Source organism: Dellaglioa algida, from assembly GCF_030127605.1.
Taxonomy (GTDB): domain Bacteria; phylum Bacillota; class Bacilli; order Lactobacillales; family Lactobacillaceae; genus Dellaglioa; species Dellaglioa algida.
This window is the reverse complement of the sequence record NZ_JANXLE010000009.1, coordinates 23,137-44,070: the sequence shown is the minus strand read 5'-3', so window position 1 is coordinate 44,070 and position 20,934 is coordinate 23,137. Positions and strand designations below refer to the sequence as shown.

Genomic DNA, 20,934 nt, shown 5'->3' with positions numbered 1-20,934 from the left:
TAAGTGGTCTATGGTACACTATTAAAAGTAGAATGATGTAGATTAAGAAAAGTGGGAAAATAATATGTATGAGTATTTTATTGGACAGATAACTGCTGTAACGCCTTTTTATCTTGTTTTGGAAGTAAATGGAATAGGGTATCAAATTTTTGTTGCTAACCCATTTAGGTATCAAGAAGATACCGAAAAACCCGTTAAAGTTTTTGTTTATCAGGCGATTCGTGAAAATGATATGACGTTATTTGGTTTTTATGATTTAGATGAAAAAAAATTATTTGAAAAGTTATTAAATGTATCTGGAATTGGTCCTAAGAGTGCACTTGCAATCTTAGCAAATGATGACCACCGTGGCTTAGTAAATGCGATTAATACAGAAGATGTTAGTTACCTGATTAAGTTTCCAGGTGTTGGTAAGAAAACGGCCCAACAAATTGTGCTTGATTTGAAGGGTAAGTTGGATGACATTGAAGGTCAGGCGGCAACAATGCCGGGCCAACAATCGCTTGATTTTATTCCGTCACAAGCATCACCGTTTATGAAAGAAAGCCTTGAAGCTTTATCAGCACTTGGTTATTCTCAACGTGAGATTAAAGCCATCAGTAAGAATTTAACTTCGTTTGAGGCTGATTCAACGGATGCTTACTTACGAGAAGGTCTAAAATTATTAATGAAAAAATAAAAGGAGGTCGATAAGATGACAGAACAACGGATTATTTCAAATGAACCTGAAGATAATCAGGAAGAATCCATTGAAAAGTCGCTGCGTCCCCAATTTTTATCACAATATATTGGTCAAGATAAAGTAAAAAATGAATTAAGTGTTTATATTCAAGCCGCAAGGCAACGTGAAGAAGCACTTGATCATGTCTTATTGTATGGACCACCTGGGTTAGGTAAAACAACACTTGCAATGGTCATTGCTAATGAAATGCAAGTTCAAATAAGAACAACAAGTGGACCCGCAATTGAAAAATCCGGAGATCTTGTTGCGCTTTTAAATGAATTACAACCTGGAGATATTTTATTTATCGATGAAATTCATCGTTTACCAAAAATGGTGGAAGAAATGTTGTACTCGGCTATGGAAGATTTTTTTGTCGACATTGTTGTCGGACAAGGACCAACCGCCCACCCCGTACATTTCCCGTTACCACCATTTACCTTAATTGGTGCGACAACTCGAGCTGGTTTATTATCGGCACCTTTGCGAGATCGATTTGGCATCGTTGAACATATGGCGTATTACAATCAGTCTGATTTACAAGAAATTGTGATCCGTTCTGCTGATATCTTCAATACAAAAATTGAAGAAAGTGGTGCGCATGAGTTGGCTCGTCGATCACGAGGAACGCCAAGAATTGCTAATCGCTTATTAAAAAGAGTTCGTGATTTTGCGGAAGTCTCCGACCAAAGCGAAATTAATCAAATGACGGCTGATCATGCGTTAAACTTGTTAGCTGTGGATAATCGCGGGTTGGATGAAACGGATCGGAAATTATTAGAAACCATGATTGATTTTTATCAAGGTGGACCGGTGGGCTTAAGTACTCTGGCAGCAAATATTGGTGAAGAGACAGAAACCATCGCTGAGATGGTTGAACCTTATTTGATGCAAATTGGCTTTATCAAACGAACACCAAGGGGACGGGTTGCTACAATGGAGGCTTACGAGCATCTGAACCGACCTTATAATTTTGACGAGAACAAATAGAGAAGGATGACGATATTTTGACTAAACAACTAAGTACTGAAGACTTTGATTATGAGCTACCTCAAGCCTTAATTGCGCAAACGCCATTAGAAGAACGTGACGCATCACGGATGTTGGTTTTGGATCATGAGACTGGCGATATCCAAGATGACTATTTTTACAATGTAATTGATCAATTGGATGCAGGGGACGCATTGGTGATGAATGATTCTCGGGTAATGCCCGCTAGAATTCATGGAATCAGGCCCGATACTGGTGGTCACATTGAAGTGTTATTGTTAAATAATACTGATGGCGATAACTGGGAAACCTTGGTGAAACCTGCTAAAAAAATGAAGATTGGTTCCGTGATTAGTTTTGGTGATGGTCGACTGACGGCAACTATTACAAAGGAATTAGAACATGGTGGTCGAATGATTCGCTTTGATTATGATGGGATTTTTATGGAGATTTTGAATGAACTTGGTGAAATGCCATTGCCTCCTTATATTAAAGAAACGCTTGAAGATCAAGAAATGTATCAAACCGTTTATTCAAAAGAGGTTGGATCAGCCGCAGCACCTACGGCAGGGTTACATTTTACAACACAGTTATTAGAAAAAATAGAAGAAAAAGGCGTTCATTTGGTTTATCTGACGCTGCACGTTGGGCTAGGAACATTTAGACCTGTTAGTGAGACAAATATTGAAGATCATAAAATGCATAGCGAGTTTTATCGATTAACAGCTGGCTCGGCTAAAATGTTAAATGAGGTACGTCAATCGGGCGGCAAGATTATTGCAACCGGAACAACCTCAATTAGAACGCTTGAAACAATTGGATCAAAATTTAACGGTGATATTCAGGCTGACAGTGGTTGGACTGAAATTTTCATTAAACCTGGCTATGAATTCAAAGTCGTTGAAGGGTTTATCACTAATTTTCATTTACCAAAATCAACATTAGTGATGTTAGTTGCGGCATTTACAGGAAGAGAAAATATATTAAACGCGTATAAGCATGCGGTTGATGCTAAGTATCGGTTCTTTAGTTTCGGCGATGCAATGTACATTAAATAGAATGGAGAATTAATAAATGGTAGAACCAGCAATTAAGTATCGCTTAATCAAAAAAGATAAACGAACTGGTGCTAGACTTGGTGAGATTATTACACCGCATGGGACATTTCCAACGCCAATGTTCATGCCCGTGGGTACATTAGCTTCAGTGAAATCCATGGCACCTGAAGAGTTAGATGAACTGGGTGCTAATATTATTTTATCGAACACGTACCATTTATGGTTACGACCCGGTGAAGATATCGTTCAAGAAGCCGGTGGACTGCATAAATTTATGAACTGGGATAAAGGTATTTTAACTGATTCAGGTGGTTTCCAAGTTTTCTCATTAGCTAAGATGCGTGATATTAGTGAAGAGGGCGTTAAATTCAAGAGTCATTTGAATGGCGCCAACTTATTTTTATCGCCAGAAAAAGCCATTCATGTTGAGAACGCATTAGGTGCTGATATCATGATGAGTTTTGATGAATGTCCACCATTTTCAGAAAGCTATGATTATATTAGTAAATCAGTTGATCGGACGAGTCGTTGGGCTGAACGTGGTCTTAAGGCACATTTGAACCCTAAAGAACAAGCATTGTTTGGGATTGTTCAAGGTGGCGGTCATCGTAACTTGAGAGAACGTAGCGCACGCGATTTGGTCTCAATGGATTTCCCCGGTTACTCAATTGGTGGGTTGTCTGTTGGCGAATCGAAAGCTGAAATGAACCGCGTTTTAGATTTTACAACACCATTATTACCCGAAGACAAACCTCGTTATTTGATGGGCGTCGGTTCAGCGGATGCTTTGATTGATGGGGTATTACGTGGAATTGATATGTTTGACTGCGTACTGCCAACACGAATTGCCAGGAATGGAACGACAATGACTTCAATGGGTCGCGTGGTCGTAAAAAATGCTAAATACGAACGCGATTTTAGACCATTGGATGAAAATTGCGATTGTTATACATGTAAAAATTATACACGTGCTTACTTACGTCACTTAATTAAGGCGGACGAAACATTTGGTATTCGTTTAACGAGTTACCATAATTTATATTTCTTAACGCATTTAATGGCTGACGTTCGTCAAGCAATCATGGATGATAACTTATTGGAATTTCGTGAAGCATTTTTTGAACAATACGGCTTCTATGATAAAAATCCTAAGAATTTTTAAATTTATTTGAATAGGTATGGTGTTCAGTCAAGAAGTTTGATACCCTTGTATAGTAAGAAAATAGAAAATAGAGGTGGCTAATTAATGCAATATAGTAGTATTTTAATGATTGTGGCGTTATTCGTTTTGATGTACTTCATGATGATTCGCCCACAAAAAAAACAACAACAAAAACAACAAGATATGATGAACCAATTAAAACCTGGGGATGCAGTTGTTACTATCGGTCGTTTACATGGTGTTATTGATAGCTTTGATGAAGAAGCAAAAACAGTTACGCTTGATTGTGACGGTATTTTCTTAACATTCGAACGCTCAGCAATTGCACGCGTACTTCCAGCCGCTGTTGAAGTAACACCTGCAGCTAAAGAAGAACCAGCTGTTAAAGAAGAAGTGATTGAAACAAAAACTGAAGAAGATAAAGCTTCATCAGACGAAAAATAGATATTTTTAAGTATTAACTTTGATCTAATTAAGGTTAATACTTTTTTTATTGTCCGTTTTAAGACCAAGTTTCTTGTTTATTTTACTAATAAAATGTAAACTTATATTATTGATTTTGATACTAATAAAGAGGACTGAGACCTCAAAAAACGAGAGTGGTGTGAAGTAATGGAAACTCAACAAAAAGCATTATTTATTATCTTTGGTGGAACCGGTGATTTGGCAAAACGTAAATTATATCCTTCTCTTTTCAAGTTATTTGAAAAAGGATTTTTAAATGAAAATTTTGCCGTTATTGGGACTGCAAGACGTCCTTGGACAGACGATTTTTATCGAAATGTTGTTACTGAATCCTTAGTTGGAGTCAGTGGAGATAAAACTAAAATCGCTGATTTTGCCTCACATTTTTATTATCAATCGCATGATGTAACTGATGTTGCGCACTACATAACGTTAAAGAAATTGGCTGACGACCTTGATGCTAAATATCAAATTGAGGGTAATCGTATGTTTTACTTAGCAATGTCACCTCAATTCTTTGGGACAATTGCAACTCATTTGGGCTCTCAAAACTTGGTTACTAAAAATGGATTTAATCGTTTAATTATCGAAAAACCATTTGGTCGAGATTTTGAAAGTGCCAAAAAATTAAATGATGAGATTTCAAATACTTTTGATGAAAGCCAAATATTTAGAATTGATCATTACTTGGGTAAGGAAATGATTCAAAATATTCCGGCAATTCGCTTTGGTAATATAATTACGCAAACATTGTGGAATAATAAATATATTGATAATATCCAATTAACATTAAGCGAATCATTAGGCGTTGAAGAACGTGGTGGTTACTATGAAACAAGCGGTGCTATGCGTGATATGTTCCAAAATCATATTATGCAGGTAGTATCATTGTTAACGATGGATATGCCAAAAGAATTTGTTGCATCAGAAATTCGTAAAGAGAAATTGAAGGCCTTAGAGGCTATTCGCATTTTAAAACCTGAAGAGGTTGATGCAAACTTTATTCGTGGACAATATGGATCTAACAAGGCAGGGACTGAAAAGGCTTACCGCGATGAAGAACAAATTGCACCAGATTCGATGATGGAAACGTTTATTGCTGGACGCTTAATGATTGATAACGAGCGTTGGTCCGGTGTACCAGTTTACGTTCGAAGCGGTAAGCGTCTCGTTGAAAAAAATACTGAAATCAATATTGTTTTTAAAAATGTTGAAAAAAATATTTTTGGAACGAGTGATGAACATGAACATTTAGGTAAAGATGTATTAACGATCACGATTGAACCTGATGAGCGCTTCAGACTTACAATTAACACTAAAGAAATTGGTCAAGGTTTTAATACAAATAAAACTAATTTGGATTACGTTAATTCTCCTGAGACAAAAGCTAATACACCAGAAGCATACGAAAAATTACTTTTGGATGCTTTGAACGGGATTGCGATTAACTTTGCGCATTGGAATGAAGTTGCTAAAGCTTGGAATGTGGCAGACGTCATTTTGAATTCATGGCATAATAACGATGATGACAAGACGATATTCCCTAACTACCTGAGCGGTTCTATGGGGCCAGAAGCATCAGCTAAGTTATTAACAGATGATGGCAATTACTGGATTTATAATCCTGAAAAATAATTAAAAGTAACGTTTCGATAATAATCGAGGCGTTATTTTTTTTGCAAACGATTCTTTATTGCAGATAGGACGGGTAAGAAGTCAAAGTGATAGATGACAATGATGAGTGATTGGTTTTAAATAGAACGTATGTTTGTTATAATGAATTAAGAAAAGGGGTGGACTAATGGCTGAGTTGAATGGTATCACAATAGATGAGAATTTATTAAAAAGGAAAATAATTCATGTTGATATGGATGCTTTTTATGCATCAATTGAAGAACGTGAACATCCCGAATTTATCGGAAAGCCATTAGTAATCGCTCATGATCCTAGAAAAAATGGTGGTCGTGGCGTTGTTGCCACAGCTAACTATGAGGCCAGAAAATTAGGTATCCACTCTGCCATGGCGGCACAAGAAGCTTATGAAATTTGTCCTAAAGCTATTTTTAAAGCACCGGATTTCACGTTGTATAAAGAGGTTTCAAGTCAACTTCATGAAATATTTCATGAATACACCGAAATGATTGAACCAATTGCATTTGATGAAGCCTATTTGGATGTTACGCAGAACAAAAAAGAAATTAAGAGTGCTATTCAGGTGGCACATTTGATTCAAAGAGAGATTTATCAGAAATTACATTTAACCTGTTCAACAGGCGTTTCATACAATAAATTTTTGGCAAAATTAGCATCAGATTATAATAAGCCGGCAGGTATGACGCTAATACTTCCAGGCGATGTTATTCCTTTTTTATCCAGTTTACCGATTGGGAAATTTAGGGGTGTTGGTAAAAAAACGGCTCCTAAGATGATTGATCAAGGTATTTTTACTGGAAAAGAACTGTTGGAAAAATCTGAGGTTGAATTAATACAACAATTTGGTAAATTAGGCTATTTCTTATACAAACGAGTGCGTGGCGTAGATGACAGACCAGTTGAATGGCAAAGAGAACGAAAGTCTATTGGAAGTGAGCGAACATATGGAAAATTGTTGATGACGATTGACGAGGTGGAAACTCAGCTTAGATATATTGCGAGCTTAGTTTCGGAAACGTTGAATAAACAACAGAAACATGGGAAAACATTAGTTATTAAAGTTCGGTATCAAGATTTTACGACACTCACAAAAAGATTAACATTGGACGAATTTATCCGTAATGATGCGGCCACGATTTATTTTTATGGTCGGCAGATATTTGATGAAATTTTAGGTGCCGAGAAGGGGATTCGATTACTTGGATTAACGATGACAAATTTGGCACCAATCGGTTTTGAAAACATGAAGTTGCCTTTATTTGAAAAAAAAGTGTTGAATCAGCCTTTGTAATTGGGCTCAATAACCGTTATACTTAAGAGCAACTTTGGAAATGAAAGAAGATTAATCATGAAAATTACATGGCTTGGACAATCCAGTGTTCAAATTATTACTGATAATCAGTTAACGATTTTAATTGATCCATTCATTAAAGACAATCCATTAGTTAAGACAACTGTTGCGGAATTAGATCCGGATTACATTTTGGTAACCCATGCACATTATGATCATGTGGGTGATACGATTGAGTTGGCTAAGCAATCTGATGCTACGGTTATTTCAATTACTGATTTAGCTAATTATTTTAAATCTGAAGGATTAACGGTTGAAGCATTGAATTTTGGAGGTCAACTTATGCTACCATTTGGCTCGGTGAAACTTGTGCCAGCATGGCATACCGCTGCACTCGCCATTGATGGTGATCCTAGAACGTTAGGTGTTGCAGCGGGTTTTGAGTTACATATTGATGGTAAAGTTCTGTACCATGCCGGCGACACAGCTTTGTTTTCAGATATGAAGTTAGTTAACCACATGGAACCCGTTGATTTAGCATTCTTACCAATTGGTGATACTTTCACAATGGGATTAGAAGACGCGGCAATTGCGGCTGAGTTTGTTCAAGCTAAAAAGGTTGTGCCAATCCACTATAATACGTTTGCAAAAATTGAGCAGGATCCTGTTGAGTTCGTTCAATTATTGAATGATGGTGTTGGTATCATTCCCGAAATTGATGTTCCGTTTGAGTTTTAAGAAGGGGTCGTTTAAGTGAAAATTGAATTAGAGATATTAAAGAAAATTAAACAATTTGATACAATTATTATTCATCGTCATCAAAGTCCAGATCCTGACGCAATTGGGTCTCAATCTGGATTAGCAGCGATAATTCGTGCAAGCTTTCCCGAAAAAAAGGTTTACCAAGTTGGTGCACCATCGGCTGGATTAGCCTGGATTAGCGACCAAGATGAAATTGCTGATGATTTGTATAATGATGCACTTGTGATCGTAATTGATACGGCTAATCGGCCAAGAATCGAAGATGATCGCTATACGACGGGGGCATACCTGATTAAGCTTGACCATCACCCAAATGAAGACGTTTATGGTGATTTGGTTTGGGTAAAAACAGGGGCGTCAAGTAGTTCTGAGCTAGTCATGGATTTAGTTGATCAGGTTGAAGGTGGGTTAACTGTAACTGATGACGCGGCCAGAATGCTTTATGCTGGTATCGTTGGTGATACCGGTCGCTTTATGTATTCGGCAACGACTGCGCACACAATGCAGGTGGTTGCCGAATTAATGGCTTATCATTTTTCAACAACTAAAATAAACCAAAAGATGGATAATATTACGGCGGGTGTGGCTAAATTATCAGGCTACGTATATGATAATTTAGTGATTACGGAACATAAAGCCGCATACGTTGTATTAACACATGATTATCTTGATTCAATAGAGTTGGGCGATGCTGGCTCATCTCAAATTGTACCGTTACCAGGTAAAATTATTGAAGTTCAATGTTGGGCAATTTTTGTTCAACAAAAGGATGGTAGCTATCGCGTTCGATTACGTTCAAAGGGACCAGTAATCAACCAACTAGCAAAAGAGCATGATGGTGGTGGACATCCCATGGCCAGTGGTGCAAGAGCCAAAGACCAAGCAGAGTACGAAGAAATAGTTAAATCACTTGATGACTTAGCTAGGACATACACAGGAGAATAAGATGCCAGAAAACTTTAAAAATTTTGGCCTAAAATCGTATCTTTTAAAAGCGATTGAGGCGATTCATTTCAATGTACCAACGGAAGTTCAACAACGACTAATTCCTGTTATTATGAAGGGCAAAAGCGTCGTAGGCCAATCCCAAACAGGGAGTGGTAAAACACATACTTTCTTATTACCAATTTTCAACCAAATTGATTCAAGTAACAACACGGTTCAAGCAGTTATTACAACACCAAGTCGTGAACTTGCTTACCAAATTTATGAAGCTGCAAAACAATTGGCAGAATTTAGTCCTGAACCAATTCATATCCAAAATTATGTTGGTGGGACAGATAAACAACGTCAAATTGATAAATTAAGTAGAAGACAACCACAAATTGTTATCGGGACGCCTGGACGAATTGCTGATTTAATGGGTAGTAACGATTTAGACATCCATAATGCCTCAATCTTAGTTGTCGATGAAGCTGATATGACGCTTGATTTGGGATTTTTGAAGGAGACGGACCAGATTGCTTCGGCCTTACCTTCTGATCTTCAAATGATGGTCTTTTCAGCAACGATTCCTCAGAAGTTACAACCATTTTTAAAGAAGTACATGAAAAATCCGGTTGTTGAAGAAATTGCTGCTAAGTCAGTGATTAGTGATACGATTGAAAATTGGATTATTCCGACAAAAGGACACGATCGAAATGAAGTTATTTATCAATTAATTACAATGGGCCAACCCTATATTGCACTTATTTTTGCCAATACAAAAACGCGTGTTGATGAAATTGTTGAATACTTACGTGGCAAAGATTTAAAAGTTGCCAAAATTCATGGGGATGTTCCAGCTCGTGAACGAAAACGCGTAATGAAAGAAGTACAAAAATTAGATTTTCAATATGTGGTTGCAACTGATTTAGCTGCCCGTGGAATTGATATTGAAGGTGTTTCACATGTTATTAATGATGATATTCCAAACGACTTAGAATTCTTTATTCATCGAGTTGGACGTACTGGTCGTAATGGCCTTAGCGGAATTGCGATGACATTATATGAACCAAATGAAGAAAATAAAATTGCCGAATTAGAAGCAATGGGTATTAAATTTGCACCCAAAGATATTAAAAAAGGCGAAATCGTTGACTCCTATGATCGTAATCGTCGTGAAAATCGTAAACAGACAAAAGATCCTTTAGCTCCCGTAATTAAGGGAATGGTTAAAAAAGAAAAGAAAAAACGTAAACCTGGATACAAGAAAAAGATCCAAAAAGCAATTAAACGTAAAGATCAAATGGATCGTCGCGTTAACAGAAAGCAAAATCGTAAAGAATCGTAAGCTAGATTTGACAATTTGAGTGGTTTTCAATATAATTTTTATTAGAAACAAGGATAATTTTAAATAGATGGACAGAAACATTTCGTTTGCTGAGAGAAATGATTATTTAAAAGAGCTACCTTGTGATATGAATGTAGAGAATGACGTCCACTCAACGTTATCGAGCTTAAGAGGTAAACGACTAAAACATCGTTGCAAGTAAGGTGGTACCGCGCTATAAGCGTCCTTACTCGCAGCGGTGTTTTTTGCTTAAAAATAGAAGGGAAGTTACACCTATGAAAAAAATGACAAGTACTGAAATTAGACAAATGTATCTAGATTTCTTTAAAGAAAAAGGGCATACCATTGAACCAAGTGCTTCATTACTCCCCGTAGATGATCCAACGTTATTGTGGATCAATTCGGGCGTGGCCACTTTAAAAAAATATTTTGACGGGTCAGTTGTACCAGAAAACCCCAGGATTACGAATGCGCAAAAAAGTATCAGAACAAATGATATCGAAAATGTAGGGAAAACAGCACGTCACCATACGTTATTTGAGATGCTGGGTAACTTTTCAATTGGTGATTACTTTAAACCTGAAGCAATTAATTGGGCTTGGGAATTATTGACAAGTGAAAAATGGTTTGCCTTTGACCCTGAAAAATTATACGTTACCGTTTATCCAAAGGATTTAGAAGCAAAACGAATTTGGCTAGAAGAGGTTAAATTACCCAAGGACCATCTTGTAGAAGTAGAAGATAACTTTTGGGATATTGGTCAAGGACCTAGTGGCCCCGATACGGAAATTTTCTACGATCGTGGACAAAGTTTTAATAATTTGGCTGAAGATAATCCTGAGAATTATCCTGGTGGTGAAAATGAACGCTATCTAGAAGTTTGGAACATTGTTTTCTCTGAATTTAATCACACACCTGAAAATACGTATGAACCGCTACCTCATCAAAATATTGATACGGGGATGGGCTTAGAACGTGTTGTTTCTATTTTCCAAAATGCTAAGACTAATTTTGAGACGGATCTATTTTTACCATTAATCGATGCAACTGAAAAAATGAGTGATAATAAAAAATATGACGATAATGAACAAGATGATATTTCATTTAAAGTTATTGCGGATCATGCACGTGCTATTTCGTTTGCAATTGGTGATGGCGCATTGCCTTCTAATGAAGGACGTGGATATGTTATCCGTCGTTTAATTCGTCGTGCCGTTATGCATGGACAAAAATTAGGTATTGAAGGATCATTTTTAACGCAACTTGTACCCGTCGTTGGAAATATCATGAAGGATTATTATCCGGAAGTTTTAGAACAAGCTGAGTATATTTCTAAAATTGTGCGTTCTGAAGAAGAACGTTTTAATGAAACGTTAAAAGATGGATTACAATTATTGAATAATCTGATTGAGACAACTAAAGCAGAAAATAAATCAGAATTGTCTGGTGCCGGCGTCTTTAAATTATATGATACTTATGGATTTCCATTTGAATTAACAAAAGAATACGCAGAAGATGAAGGGCTATCGGTCGATCAAGAAGGCTTTAATGCAGAAATGCAACAACAAAAGGAACGTGCCCGCGCTGCTCGTGGTAATGCAAAGTCAATGGGCGTTCAAAATGGGTTATTAACCGATATTAAAACGGTTAGTGAGTACGTCGGATATACGCATCCCGATGTTAATGAAACAGAAATAGTTGATTTAATCGTTGATAATAAATTAGTGGATACGATTAAACCGGGAGACAATGCACAGGTTATATTTTCTAAGACACCTTTTTATGCTGAGATGGGTGGACAAGTTGCCGATAAAGGGACTGTTAAAGATACGAGTGGTAATGTCATTGCCGAGGTAGAAGATGTTCAGCATGCCCCAAATGGACAAAACCTACATGCGATTAAAGTTCTTGCACCTATGGAGAAAAATCAATTAGTATCTTTAGAAATTAATCAAGATTTCCATAAGAAAGTTGAAAAAAATCATACGGCCACTCATTTACTTGATCAAGCATTAAGGGATGTCTTGGGTGAGCATACTCACCAAGCTGGCTCACTTGTTGAACCAACTTATTTACGTTTTGATTTTACAAATATTGGTTCTGTTTCAGAAAAACAATTGGAAAAAGTTGAAAAGATTGTTAACGATAAAATTTGGGCTGAATTGGCCGTCGAGACGGTTGAAACGGATATTGAATCTGCTAAGAATATGGGTGCTATTGCTTTATTCTCAGAAAAATATGGCAAAATCGTTCGTGTCGTTAAAATTGGTGATTATTCAATTGAGTTCTGTGGTGGGACACATGTTGCTAATACCAGCGAAATTGGTTTATTTAAAATCATTTCTGAATCAGGTGTTGGTGCTGGTGTTCGCCGAATTGAAGCAGTAACTTCTAAAGAAGCATTTGACTTTTTAAATGGTCGAAGTACCCTTTTAGAATCAGTGGCACAACAAGTAAAAGCTAATAAAGTTGTGGAAGTACCTAAGAAAATAGAACAACTTCAGGCTTCATTAAAAACTAGCGAACAACAGATTCAAGCATTTGAGGATAAAATTGCCAGCCAACAAGCTGGAGATGTCTTTAAGAATAAACAAGAAATTAATGGTAAAACACTTATCGCAGCACAAGTTTCGGTTTCCGGAATGTCTCAATTACGTCAGCTTGCGGATCAGTGGAAAACACAGGGCTTATCAGATGTCCTGGCAATTGGAACGACAAGTGATGATGGTAAAGTTAATTTAATTACTGCCGTTAGCGCCGATGGAATTAAATCGGGGTTAAAAGCTGGAGATTTAATTAAGACAATCGCACCGTTCGTCGGTGGCGGTGGTGGTGGCCGACCAGATTTAGCACAAGCCGGTGGTAAGAATCCAGCCGGGTTGGGTGACGCAATCAAAGAGGCAACAAATTGGTTAGAAAATCAAACTAAATAAAAATTAAAGGAGTATTTATCTATTTAATTAGGTAAATACTTTTTTGTTATATTACGGCTTGATTACATCAGTCTATTTTGATTGTCGGATGCGTTATTTTTTAGTAGAATAGAGGTAAGTTAATAAATAGATGGGGGTGCCGCTTTATGAGTTCATTAGATAAAACAATGTTCTTTGAGTTCGACGAAAATAATAAAAAAGATGTCCACGATACTTTGGTGACTGTTTACCAGTCGCTAGAAGAAAAAGGGTACAATCCTATTAACCAAATTGTTGGCTATTTGTTATCGGGCGACCCCGCGTATATCCCTAGATATAATGATGCGCGGAACTTAATTAGAAAATATGAACGTGATGAAATTGTGGAAGAATTAGTTAAAAATTACTTAAATAAAGAAGAAAAGTAGGCAGTTAAATGAGATTAATGGGCTTGGATGTTGGTTCAAGAACGGTTGGCGTTTCAATGAGCGATTTGTTAGGATGGACTGCCCAAGGCGTTGAAATTATTCGTATTAATGAAGACAGAAGTGAATTTGGGATTGATCGCGTTAAGGAGCTGGTTGCAGAGTACGAAGTGACTGGATTTGTGATTGGATTACCTAAAAACATGAATAATTCATTAGGTCCACGAGCCGAAGCCGCACAGAAATACGGTGATTTATTGGTAGAAACTTTTGGACTACCTATTGATTTTCAAGATGAACGGTTGACAACGGTTGAGGCAGAACGTATGCTTGTTGAACAGGCTGACACATCAAGAAAAAAAAGAAAAAAAGTAATTGATAAACTTGCCGCAAGCCTTATTTTACAAAATTATCTAGATGGTAAAGGCAAATTAACTAAAGAATAAAGTGAGGGCACAACATGAATAATGAAGAAGAAAACCAACAAATTACATTGGTAGATGATAATGGTAATGAAACGCTTTTTGAAGTTTTATTCACATTTGAATCTGATGATTATAACAAATCATACATCATGCTCTACCCATTAGGTTCAGAGGCAGATGAAGAGGTTGAAATTCAAGCCTACTCATTTAACCCCAATGAAAACGGTGAAGCAACTGAAAGTGATTTAGAACCAATTGAAGATGACGCTGAATGGGATATGGTTGAAGAAGTCTTGAATACCTTCCTTTCAGATGAGAGTATGCAATAAGATTTTATGTTGAAAAGTTGAGCCAGTTGGTTTAACTTTTTTATTTTGCTTAAGATTATCTTCTCTAAATTGTGATAACGTATATCTTTTATGTAATTCGTGGTAAAATTATTTTTAAATGATTAAATGCAAGGAGGGTGTTCATTGGAAAATCAAAAAAATAGATATAAAACAAAAATCGGTAAAAAAGTGTATACAATTGTTGGGTCAGAATCAGATATGCACATGGATGCCGTAGCAACATTAGTGAAAAATGAATTTCAATCTGTGAAAGAGATGTTACCTGAGATAGATGATGAACAGGCAGCCATGTTGGTCGCGATCAATGCCGTCTCAGATCAAATTAAATTGCAAGAAAAATTAAACGAAATTAATGGTGAAACACAAGTAAAGGAGTAATATTATGACAGTTTCTTTAATTGTTATTTTTTTATTAATCGTGTCATTTTTTAGTGGCTACAAACAAGGGTTGGTATTAACGCTTTTAAGGATGGTTGGATTTATCGCCATCTATTTATTTGCCCGTGTGTTAACCAATCCTGTCACTAATTGGCTTGGGGAATATTTTCCAAAATTTTCGACGACAGGCGGTACAACTATCGCAAATCATGTTCAAACTAATTTCTATTCGATGATTGTATTTTCTATCTTACTTTTAGTCGGTGGAATACTTGTAAGAAGTGTGATTAGGGTTGTAAATTCTGTAACGAAACTTCCTGTTATCCATCAAGTTAATTCTCTAATCGGAGGATTTTTATCTGTTGCGTTGATGTTTGTTTTTATTTTTGTTGGTTTGACCGTTTTATCAATTTGGCCAAACGAAACCATTAATGCATCCGTTTCAGAGTCAACTATCGCACAAAAAATACTAACAGAGACGCCTACAGTGGCCAAACAGATATTTATAACAAAAGAAGCCACGGATTAACGCTAGGAGGATTAAACTATGAACGAAAAAGGCTTAAATACATTAGAATACCAAAAAGTTAAACAACAAATTCAAGCTTTTATATCGACTGAATCTGGTCAAGAAGAAGTTAACGGCCTAAAACCAATGATTGATCTTGAAAAAATTCAAAAAGATTTAGATGAGACACAAGATGCCGTTAAAATATTACGTTTACGTGGAGGTATTCCATTACCACAATTAGTTAATGTGAAACCACACATGAAACGGCTTGATATGGGTGCTTCTTTGAATGGTAAGGAGTTGGCAGCAGTTGGTCGTGTTTTAAGAACAACTAATGAAATAAAATTATTTTTCAAGGATTTGGCGGACTCTGAAATAGAATTGGTTAGACTGTTCGATTGGATAGACAAACTTGAAAATTTACCCGATATTAGTCGTAGATTAAACCAATCTATCGAGAATGATGGTCATATAACTGACGAAGCATCACCAGTACTGCATAATATTAGACAAAACATCTTACGTTCAGAAAGTGCCATTAGAGCAAAATTACAAGAATTTACACGTGGAAAGAGTGCCAAATATCTAAGTGAGGCATTAATAACAATTCGAAATGAACGTTACGTAATCCCAGTTAAGGCCGAATATCGTGGCCAATTTGGTGGTGCCGTTCATGATCAAAGTGCGACGGGGCAAACATTATTTATTGAACCTCAAGCAATTGTTGAAATGAATAATCGATTACGTGAACAACAACTCGCTCAGGCTGATGAAGAACGTCGTATCTTAGCTGAGCTATCTGAACTAATTGCACCTTTTACTGCAGAAATTTTAGAAAATGCTTATATTCTGGGTCATTTTGATTTCGTTAATGCTAAGGCGCAGTATGCAAGTTCAATTAAAGCAACTGAACCTACAATCAGTGTTGAGAATGACATCTTCTTAAGACAAGCGCGTCATCCATTATTAGATAGTAAAAAAGTGGTTGCTAATGATATTATGCTAGGGAAAGATTATCAGGCAATTGTTGTTACGGGACCTAATACCGGTGGTAAAACAATTACATTGAAGACGCTGGGCCTTATTCAAATGATGGGTCAGTCTGGATTGAATATTCCTACGAGTGAAGGTAGTCGTATCGGTATTTTTGAAGATATCTTTGCGGATATTGGGGATGAACAATCGATTGAACAGAGTCTAAGTACGTTCTCTGCCCATATGACTAATATTGTCTCAATTCTGGCCAATATTAATGACCGTTCATTAGTCTTATTTGATGAATTAGGCGCTGGAACGGACCCGCAAGAAGGTGCTGCTTTAGCTATTTCGATTCTTGACGCGGTTGGTGCAAAAGGGAGTTACACGGTTGCAACAACGCATTATCCTGAATTAAAAGCTTACGGGTTTAACCGTGCTGGAACAATTAATGCCAGCATGGAATTTGACAGTGTTACGCTACAACCAACATATCGCCTGTTAATTGGTATTCCTGGTCGTAGTAATGCGTTTGATATTTCTCGTAAAATTGGGTTGGATTCGGCGATTGTTGATCAAGCTCAAAGCCTGACAGATCAAGATAGTCAAGATTTGAATGAAATGATTTCTGATTTGATGAGTAAGCGAAAAGAAGCAGAAGATGAAGCATTAGCCTTACAAGTCCAATTAACTGATGCGACAAAATTACATGATGATCTTGCTAAAGAATATGGTGATTTTGTCACGCAAAGAGAATCAATGACAAATAAAGCCAAAGAAAAGGCTAATGATATTGTGGCGGACGCTGAAATAGATGCTGATAAAATTATTAAAAAAATTCGTCAAATGCAAATTACTCAGGGACAGGCCATAAAAGAACATGAGCTTATTGATGCTAAATCGCAGTTATCACAGATGCACCAGCCAACAGATGCGTTGAAGAAAAATAAAGTTCTTCAACGTGCTAAAAGTAAGCAGGAATTTCGTGTGAATGATGATGTTTTAGTTAAAACATATGGTCAACAAGGTGTTTTAGTTAAAAAAATGAGTAAGACGGAATGGGAAGTTCAACTTGGTATTCTAAAAATGAAAATTAGTGAAGATGATCTTCAGAAAGTTCATGTTGAGAGTGACAAGAAAGATCGAACGGTCTTTAAGAATGCTGCTTCTACGAGTACATCAACATCACTTGACCTTCGTGGTCAACGTTATGATGATGCGATGAGTCAAGTTGATCAGTATATTGATTCTGTACTGCTTGCCGGATATGCTTCAGTTACAATTGTACATGGTAAAGGGACAGGAGCTTTAAGGACTGGAATAACAGATTATTTGAAGGCTAATCGTCATGTTAAATCATTTGAATTTGCGGCACCTAATGCTGGAGGCAATGGCGCAACAATTGTTCACTTTAAGTAATTCATTACTTTTTGTAAGCAAAAATATAGCGTATATTCATATTCTCTGATATGATATTAGCATAATATAACAGAGGAGGAATTCAAATGGTACAAGCAATTACAGATAAAGAATTTGAAACAGTTACTGATTCAGGTGTGACATTAACAGACTTTTGGGCAACATGGTGTGGTCCTTGTCGCATGCAAACACCAGCAATTGAAGAATTAGAACAAGAAATGGGCGAGACGGTTAAATTTTCTAAAATGGATATTGATCAAAACCCCGCAACGGCACAATCTTTTGGTATCATGAGTATTCCAACATTAATGATTAAAAAAGATGGCGAAGTTGTTGATACGATCGTTGGTTATCATTCAAAAGATCAAGTTAAAGAAGTATTAGCTAAATATATTTAATATCAAAAAAAGAGTTAACCCAAAGGTTAACTCTTTTTTTGTCGGACAACTATTGCTATAAAAATTAGTCGTTATCAGTTGATTTTTCAAAATGAAATTGATTTGTGGGTTCTACTTCGTTCGGATTTTTTAAATCAGTTTGAACAATGATTGAAACCCCGGATTTACTATTCTGATTTTCAACAATTGTTTCTGATGTGAAACCACTTTGAATTTGAATTGTCTCGGCAATGAATCCAGCTTCAAGATTAAAATCTGCTGTTTTCACTTGATTCTGTCGGAATTTAACGATATCGCCTGAGAGTAACCAAGTTTGTTTATCTTTCTTTTCCTTAACAATCTCAAGGTTCCCCCAATTCGCTTTTTCGAAAAAAGTCACAAGATCTGTGATGCTAGCTAAATTGATATTACGAGCCATTTTCTTACCAGCCCAATATAAGATGGTTGTATCCGTACCGAACACTTCTGGTATTAAACTGTCGCGTAAAAGTTCATAAGCGAACATGTTATTTGTATCAGCGGATAATAAGTTTTCAATTGAATTAGACTTCATTTGGATCTCCCTCTAAATATGTTATATGTTTTTATTATACCGTTATTTAAGATTAGATGATATTATTTTTTGGAGGTCAAAGATAATTGGCTAGACTTGAATTTTAAGCAAAGACAAGTCATAATTGAAGATACTAAGTAATTTAAAAAGAGGTTAAAATAATGAATAATCAAGCAATTGGATTTATAGATTCAGGCGTTGGTGGATTAACGGTTGTAAAAGAAGCACTTAAACAACTACCGAATGAAAAAATTTACTATCTAGGTGATACGGCTAGAATGCCATACGGCCCTAGACCCTCAGAACAGGTTCTAGAGTTTACATGGGAGATGACGTCTTTCTTATTAAGTAAGGGAATAAAAATGTTAGTAATCGCATGTAATACGGCGACTGCTGCGGCATTAGACGATTTGCGAGAAAAATTAGCAATCCCCGTGATTGGTGTTATAAAACCAGGAAGTCGAGCTGCAATAAAATCATCCAAAAATCAACGGGTTGGTGTTATTGGTACGGAAGGAACAATTAAAAGTGGCGCATATAAACGAACTTTGCATGAGAAAAATCCAAATTTATTTGTAACTAGTTTACCATGCCCCGAATTTGTACAAATTGTTGAGAATGACCAATACGAATCAAAATATGCTGAACAGGTTGTCGCTGAAACTTTGGGATTCTTTGATGATAAGAATATTGATACTCTAGTTATGGGCTGCACGCACTATCCGCTTTTAAGACCATTTATCCAAAAAGCTGTTGGTGATAAGGTTACGCTAATTGATTCAGGAGCCGAAACGGTTAACGATGTTTCAACTATACTGGACTATTTTGATATCGCGGCTAAACGTGAAGAAGAAACAACGCATGAATTTTACACAACGGGAAGTTCAGACGATTTTAATGAAATTGCTTCAGGTTGGTTAGGTTTGGAAAATATTAACGCTAAAACAATTCATTTAGGTCAAGGAGACTAGCATGCGTAAACACGAGAATCGCGATAATTTAGAAGTTAGACCTGTCTCAATTACAAAGTTAAGTCTTAAACAAGTAGACAGCGCAATTGAATACCGACTTGGGCTGACTAAGGTAACGATACTGGTTAACGAGGTATCGACTGCAGGCGAATTAACGGTTGATATTAATCAGTGGCTGGGGATTAAAGCATCAGTTAATGTGGATGTAATAACGTCATCACTTAAAACGGCATTGGCAGAGCCTTTAAAAGAAAAAGGATTTGCATTACAAGTACAAATTACGCAGGTTGATGGAGATGTTGTTGCGGCAGTTATTAACGCGAGTTATGTTGCCATTCAAAACTTATTATTACAGAATGACGGTCAACAATTAAAACCATTCTCAGCAGTTAATGTAGGGTTTATTGATTTTGAATTGTTTGTCGATTTAACTGGTCAAGAAGAAGCAGACACTGATAGCCATCTAGTCATTGTACAAAATGAGTCTGGTGCGTTTTTACAATTAAATTTTGAAAAGTCAAATGCCGACTTACTTGGCGATAAGCTAACTCAGCTTTTAGGCGGCGCAATGGAAGGATTATCAGAATTAATGGGCAATTCACAAAAACAAACTATTTTAATTCAAAATAATCATATTGAGAATCAAAAAGATGTTATTTTAATTGCAACCAAAAATGAGGGGAAAGCGACCGAATTTAAACGTCTTTTCAATCCATTAGGTTTCAAGGTTACGACCTTATTGGACTATCCTGAGTTACCAGACGTCGAAGAAACCGGTAAAACATTTGAAGAAAATGCTAAATTAAAAGCTGAAACAATTTCAAATCTAACTAAGTTACCCGTTTTAGCTGATGATTCTGGATTAATGGTAGATGCTCTAGGTGGGAGACCCGGAATTTTTTCTGCTAGATACGCTAGGGATCATGATGATGCAGCTAATAACGCAAAATTACTACATGAATTGACTGATGTTCCCAAAGAAGAGCGAACAGCAACCTTCCATACAACATTAGTTTTTGCCAGACCGGGTAGTGAGTCACTGGTAGCGGATGGTGAAGTTGCCGGTTTAATTTTGGGGATACCACGCGGAGATAACGGATTCGGTTATGATCCATTATTTTATGTACCAGAATTAGATAAGTCAATGGCTGAATTAACTGAAACCGAAAAAAATAAAATTAGTCATCGGGGCCGCGCAACCGTTAATTTAATGTCAGAATTTAATGATTGGTGGGAGAAATAA

General features: G+C 36.6%; 21 protein-coding genes. 20 read left to right on the top strand and 1 reads right to left on the bottom strand.

Translation table 11 applies throughout. The annotated features are described in order from the left end of the window. The first annotated feature begins 64 nt into the window (after positions 1-64). The 18 genes from ruvA to trxA all read left to right on the top strand — a co-directional run bounded on the left by ruvA (position 65) and on the right by trxA (position 18,167). Positions 65-679, top strand: coding sequence for a Holliday junction branch migration protein RuvA (gene ruvA, locus N0K73_RS07550; protein WP_112251517.1), 615 nt, complete (start codon positions 65-67; stop codon positions 677-679). 15 nt (positions 680-694) lie between these two features. Further along, positions 695-1,711, top strand: a complete 1,017-nt coding sequence (gene ruvB, locus N0K73_RS07545) for a Holliday junction branch migration DNA helicase RuvB (protein WP_057974561.1) — start codon at positions 695-697, stop codon at positions 1,709-1,711. Positions 1,712-1,728: 17 nt separating this feature from the next. After that, positions 1,729-2,769, top strand: coding sequence for a tRNA preQ1(34) S-adenosylmethionine ribosyltransferase-isomerase QueA (gene queA, locus N0K73_RS07540; RefSeq protein WP_404825140.1), 1,041 nt, complete (start codon positions 1,729-1,731; stop codon positions 2,767-2,769). A gap of 16 nt (positions 2,770-2,785) precedes the next feature. Continuing rightward, a complete protein-coding gene (gene tgt / locus N0K73_RS07535; protein ID WP_057974563.1) occupies positions 2,786-3,931 on the top strand; it encodes a tRNA guanosine(34) transglycosylase Tgt in 1,146 nt (381 codons plus the stop codon). A gap of 84 nt (positions 3,932-4,015) precedes the next feature. After that, positions 4,016-4,375: a preprotein translocase subunit YajC gene (yajC, locus tag N0K73_RS07530; RefSeq protein WP_057974564.1), complete on the top strand. Its 360-nt coding sequence runs from the start codon at positions 4,016-4,018 to the stop codon at positions 4,373-4,375. Positions 4,376-4,543: 168 nt separating this feature from the next. Further along, the gene (gene zwf, locus N0K73_RS07525; protein WP_284068667.1) at positions 4,544-6,031 is read left to right on the top strand and encodes a glucose-6-phosphate dehydrogenase; all 1,488 of its coding nucleotides are present in this window, start codon (positions 4,544-4,546) and stop codon (positions 6,029-6,031) included. 166 nt (positions 6,032-6,197) lie between these two features. Next, on the top strand, positions 6,198-7,340 hold the full coding sequence (gene dinB, locus N0K73_RS07520) for a DNA polymerase IV (RefSeq protein WP_057974566.1): 1,143 nt from the start codon (positions 6,198-6,200) through the stop codon (positions 7,338-7,340). Between the two features lie 57 nt (positions 7,341-7,397). After that, entirely contained in the window at positions 7,398-8,078 is a 681-nt protein-coding gene (locus N0K73_RS07515) for a metal-dependent hydrolase (RefSeq protein WP_112251521.1), read from the top strand. A gap of 15 nt (positions 8,079-8,093) precedes the next feature. Then, positions 8,094-9,047 carry a DHH family phosphoesterase gene (locus N0K73_RS07510; RefSeq protein WP_112251523.1) on the top strand — a complete coding sequence of 318 codons (954 nt, stop codon included), beginning with the start codon at positions 8,094-8,096 and terminating at the stop codon, positions 9,045-9,047. A gap of 1 nt (position 9,048) precedes the next feature. Next, a complete protein-coding gene (locus N0K73_RS07505; RefSeq protein ID WP_112251525.1) occupies positions 9,049-10,374 on the top strand; it encodes a DEAD/DEAH box helicase in 1,326 nt (441 codons plus the stop codon). A gap of 275 nt (positions 10,375-10,649) precedes the next feature. Beyond that, positions 10,650-13,307, top strand: coding sequence for an alanine--tRNA ligase (alaS, locus tag N0K73_RS07500; protein WP_112251527.1), 2,658 nt, complete (start codon positions 10,650-10,652; stop codon positions 13,305-13,307). 146 nt (positions 13,308-13,453) lie between these two features. Continuing rightward, complete coding sequence (locus tag N0K73_RS07495) at positions 13,454-13,714, top strand: IreB family regulatory phosphoprotein (RefSeq protein WP_057974571.1); 261 nt, start codon at positions 13,454-13,456, stop codon at positions 13,712-13,714. A gap of 8 nt (positions 13,715-13,722) precedes the next feature. Further along, a complete protein-coding gene (ruvX, locus tag N0K73_RS07490; protein WP_057974572.1) occupies positions 13,723-14,157 on the top strand; it encodes a Holliday junction resolvase RuvX in 435 nt (144 codons plus the stop codon). 14 nt (positions 14,158-14,171) lie between these two features. Beyond that, complete coding sequence (locus N0K73_RS07485) at positions 14,172-14,465, top strand: DUF1292 domain-containing protein (protein ID WP_057974573.1); 294 nt, start codon at positions 14,172-14,174, stop codon at positions 14,463-14,465. Positions 14,466-14,609: 144 nt separating this feature from the next. After that, the gene (gene zapA / locus N0K73_RS07480; protein ID WP_057974574.1) at positions 14,610-14,864 is read left to right on the top strand and encodes a cell division protein ZapA; all 255 of its coding nucleotides are present in this window, start codon (positions 14,610-14,612) and stop codon (positions 14,862-14,864) included. A 4-nt stretch (positions 14,865-14,868) separates the two neighbouring features. Then, positions 14,869-15,393, top strand: coding sequence for a CvpA family protein (locus N0K73_RS07475; RefSeq protein WP_057974575.1), 525 nt, complete (start codon positions 14,869-14,871; stop codon positions 15,391-15,393). An 18-nt stretch (positions 15,394-15,411) separates the two neighbouring features. Then, on the top strand, positions 15,412-17,769 hold the full coding sequence (locus N0K73_RS07470; RefSeq protein WP_112251529.1) for an endonuclease MutS2: 2,358 nt from the start codon (positions 15,412-15,414) through the stop codon (positions 17,767-17,769). Positions 17,770-17,855: 86 nt separating this feature from the next. Further along, positions 17,856-18,167 (top strand): thioredoxin, encoded by a 312-nt coding sequence (gene trxA / locus N0K73_RS07465; RefSeq protein WP_057974577.1) that lies wholly within the window; start codon positions 17,856-17,858, stop codon positions 18,165-18,167. A 64-nt stretch (positions 18,168-18,231) separates the two neighbouring features. Here trxA and N0K73_RS07460 read toward each other — a convergent pair whose 3' ends face one another. Beyond that, a complete protein-coding gene (locus N0K73_RS07460) occupies positions 18,232-18,720 on the bottom strand; it encodes a YslB family protein (RefSeq protein ID WP_057974578.1) in 489 nt (162 codons plus the stop codon). A gap of 161 nt (positions 18,721-18,881) precedes the next feature. On the opposite strand from N0K73_RS07460, the gene racE reads away from it, so the two are divergent. Further along, the gene (racE, locus tag N0K73_RS07455; RefSeq protein WP_057974579.1) at positions 18,882-19,691 is read left to right on the top strand and encodes a glutamate racemase; all 810 of its coding nucleotides are present in this window, start codon (positions 18,882-18,884) and stop codon (positions 19,689-19,691) included. A 1-nt stretch (position 19,692) separates the two neighbouring features. Next, positions 19,693-20,934 (top strand): XTP/dITP diphosphatase, encoded by a 1,242-nt coding sequence (locus N0K73_RS07450; protein ID WP_112251531.1) that lies wholly within the window; start codon positions 19,693-19,695, stop codon positions 20,932-20,934.

Bases quoted from the DNA above. Each gene is read 5' to 3' on its own strand.
- ruvA (WP_112251517.1), top strand. From the start codon at position 65: ATGTATGAGTATTTTATTGGACAGATAACTGCTGTAACGCCTTTTTAT.
- ruvB (WP_057974561.1), top strand. From the start codon at position 695: ATGACAGAACAACGGATTATTTCAAATGAACCTGAAGATAATCAGGAA.
- tgt (WP_057974563.1), top strand. From the start codon at position 2,786: ATGGTAGAACCAGCAATTAAGTATCGCTTAATCAAAAAAGATAAACGA.
- yajC (WP_057974564.1), top strand. From the start codon at position 4,016: ATGCAATATAGTAGTATTTTAATGATTGTGGCGTTATTCGTTTTGATG.
- zwf (WP_284068667.1), top strand. From the start codon at position 4,544: ATGGAAACTCAACAAAAAGCATTATTTATTATCTTTGGTGGAACCGGT.
- dinB (WP_057974566.1), top strand. From the start codon at position 6,198: ATGGCTGAGTTGAATGGTATCACAATAGATGAGAATTTATTAAAAAGG.
- N0K73_RS07515 (WP_112251521.1), top strand. From the start codon at position 7,398: ATGAAAATTACATGGCTTGGACAATCCAGTGTTCAAATTATTACTGAT.
- N0K73_RS07505 (WP_112251525.1), top strand. From the start codon at position 9,049: ATGCCAGAAAACTTTAAAAATTTTGGCCTAAAATCGTATCTTTTAAAA.
- alaS (WP_112251527.1), top strand. From the start codon at position 10,650: ATGAAAAAAATGACAAGTACTGAAATTAGACAAATGTATCTAGATTTC.
- N0K73_RS07495 (WP_057974571.1), top strand. From the start codon at position 13,454: ATGAGTTCATTAGATAAAACAATGTTCTTTGAGTTCGACGAAAATAAT.
- ruvX (WP_057974572.1), top strand. From the start codon at position 13,723: ATGAGATTAATGGGCTTGGATGTTGGTTCAAGAACGGTTGGCGTTTCA.
- N0K73_RS07485 (WP_057974573.1), top strand. From the start codon at position 14,172: ATGAATAATGAAGAAGAAAACCAACAAATTACATTGGTAGATGATAAT.
- N0K73_RS07475 (WP_057974575.1), top strand. From the start codon at position 14,869: ATGACAGTTTCTTTAATTGTTATTTTTTTATTAATCGTGTCATTTTTT.
- N0K73_RS07470 (WP_112251529.1), top strand. From the start codon at position 15,412: ATGAACGAAAAAGGCTTAAATACATTAGAATACCAAAAAGTTAAACAA.
- trxA (WP_057974577.1), top strand. From the start codon at position 17,856: ATGGTACAAGCAATTACAGATAAAGAATTTGAAACAGTTACTGATTCA.
- N0K73_RS07460 (WP_057974578.1), bottom strand. From the start codon at position 18,720: ATGAAGTCTAATTCAATTGAAAACTTATTATCCGCTGATACAAATAAC.
- racE (WP_057974579.1), top strand. From the start codon at position 18,882: ATGAATAATCAAGCAATTGGATTTATAGATTCAGGCGTTGGTGGATTA.
- N0K73_RS07450 (WP_112251531.1), top strand. From the start codon at position 19,693: ATGCGTAAACACGAGAATCGCGATAATTTAGAAGTTAGACCTGTCTCA.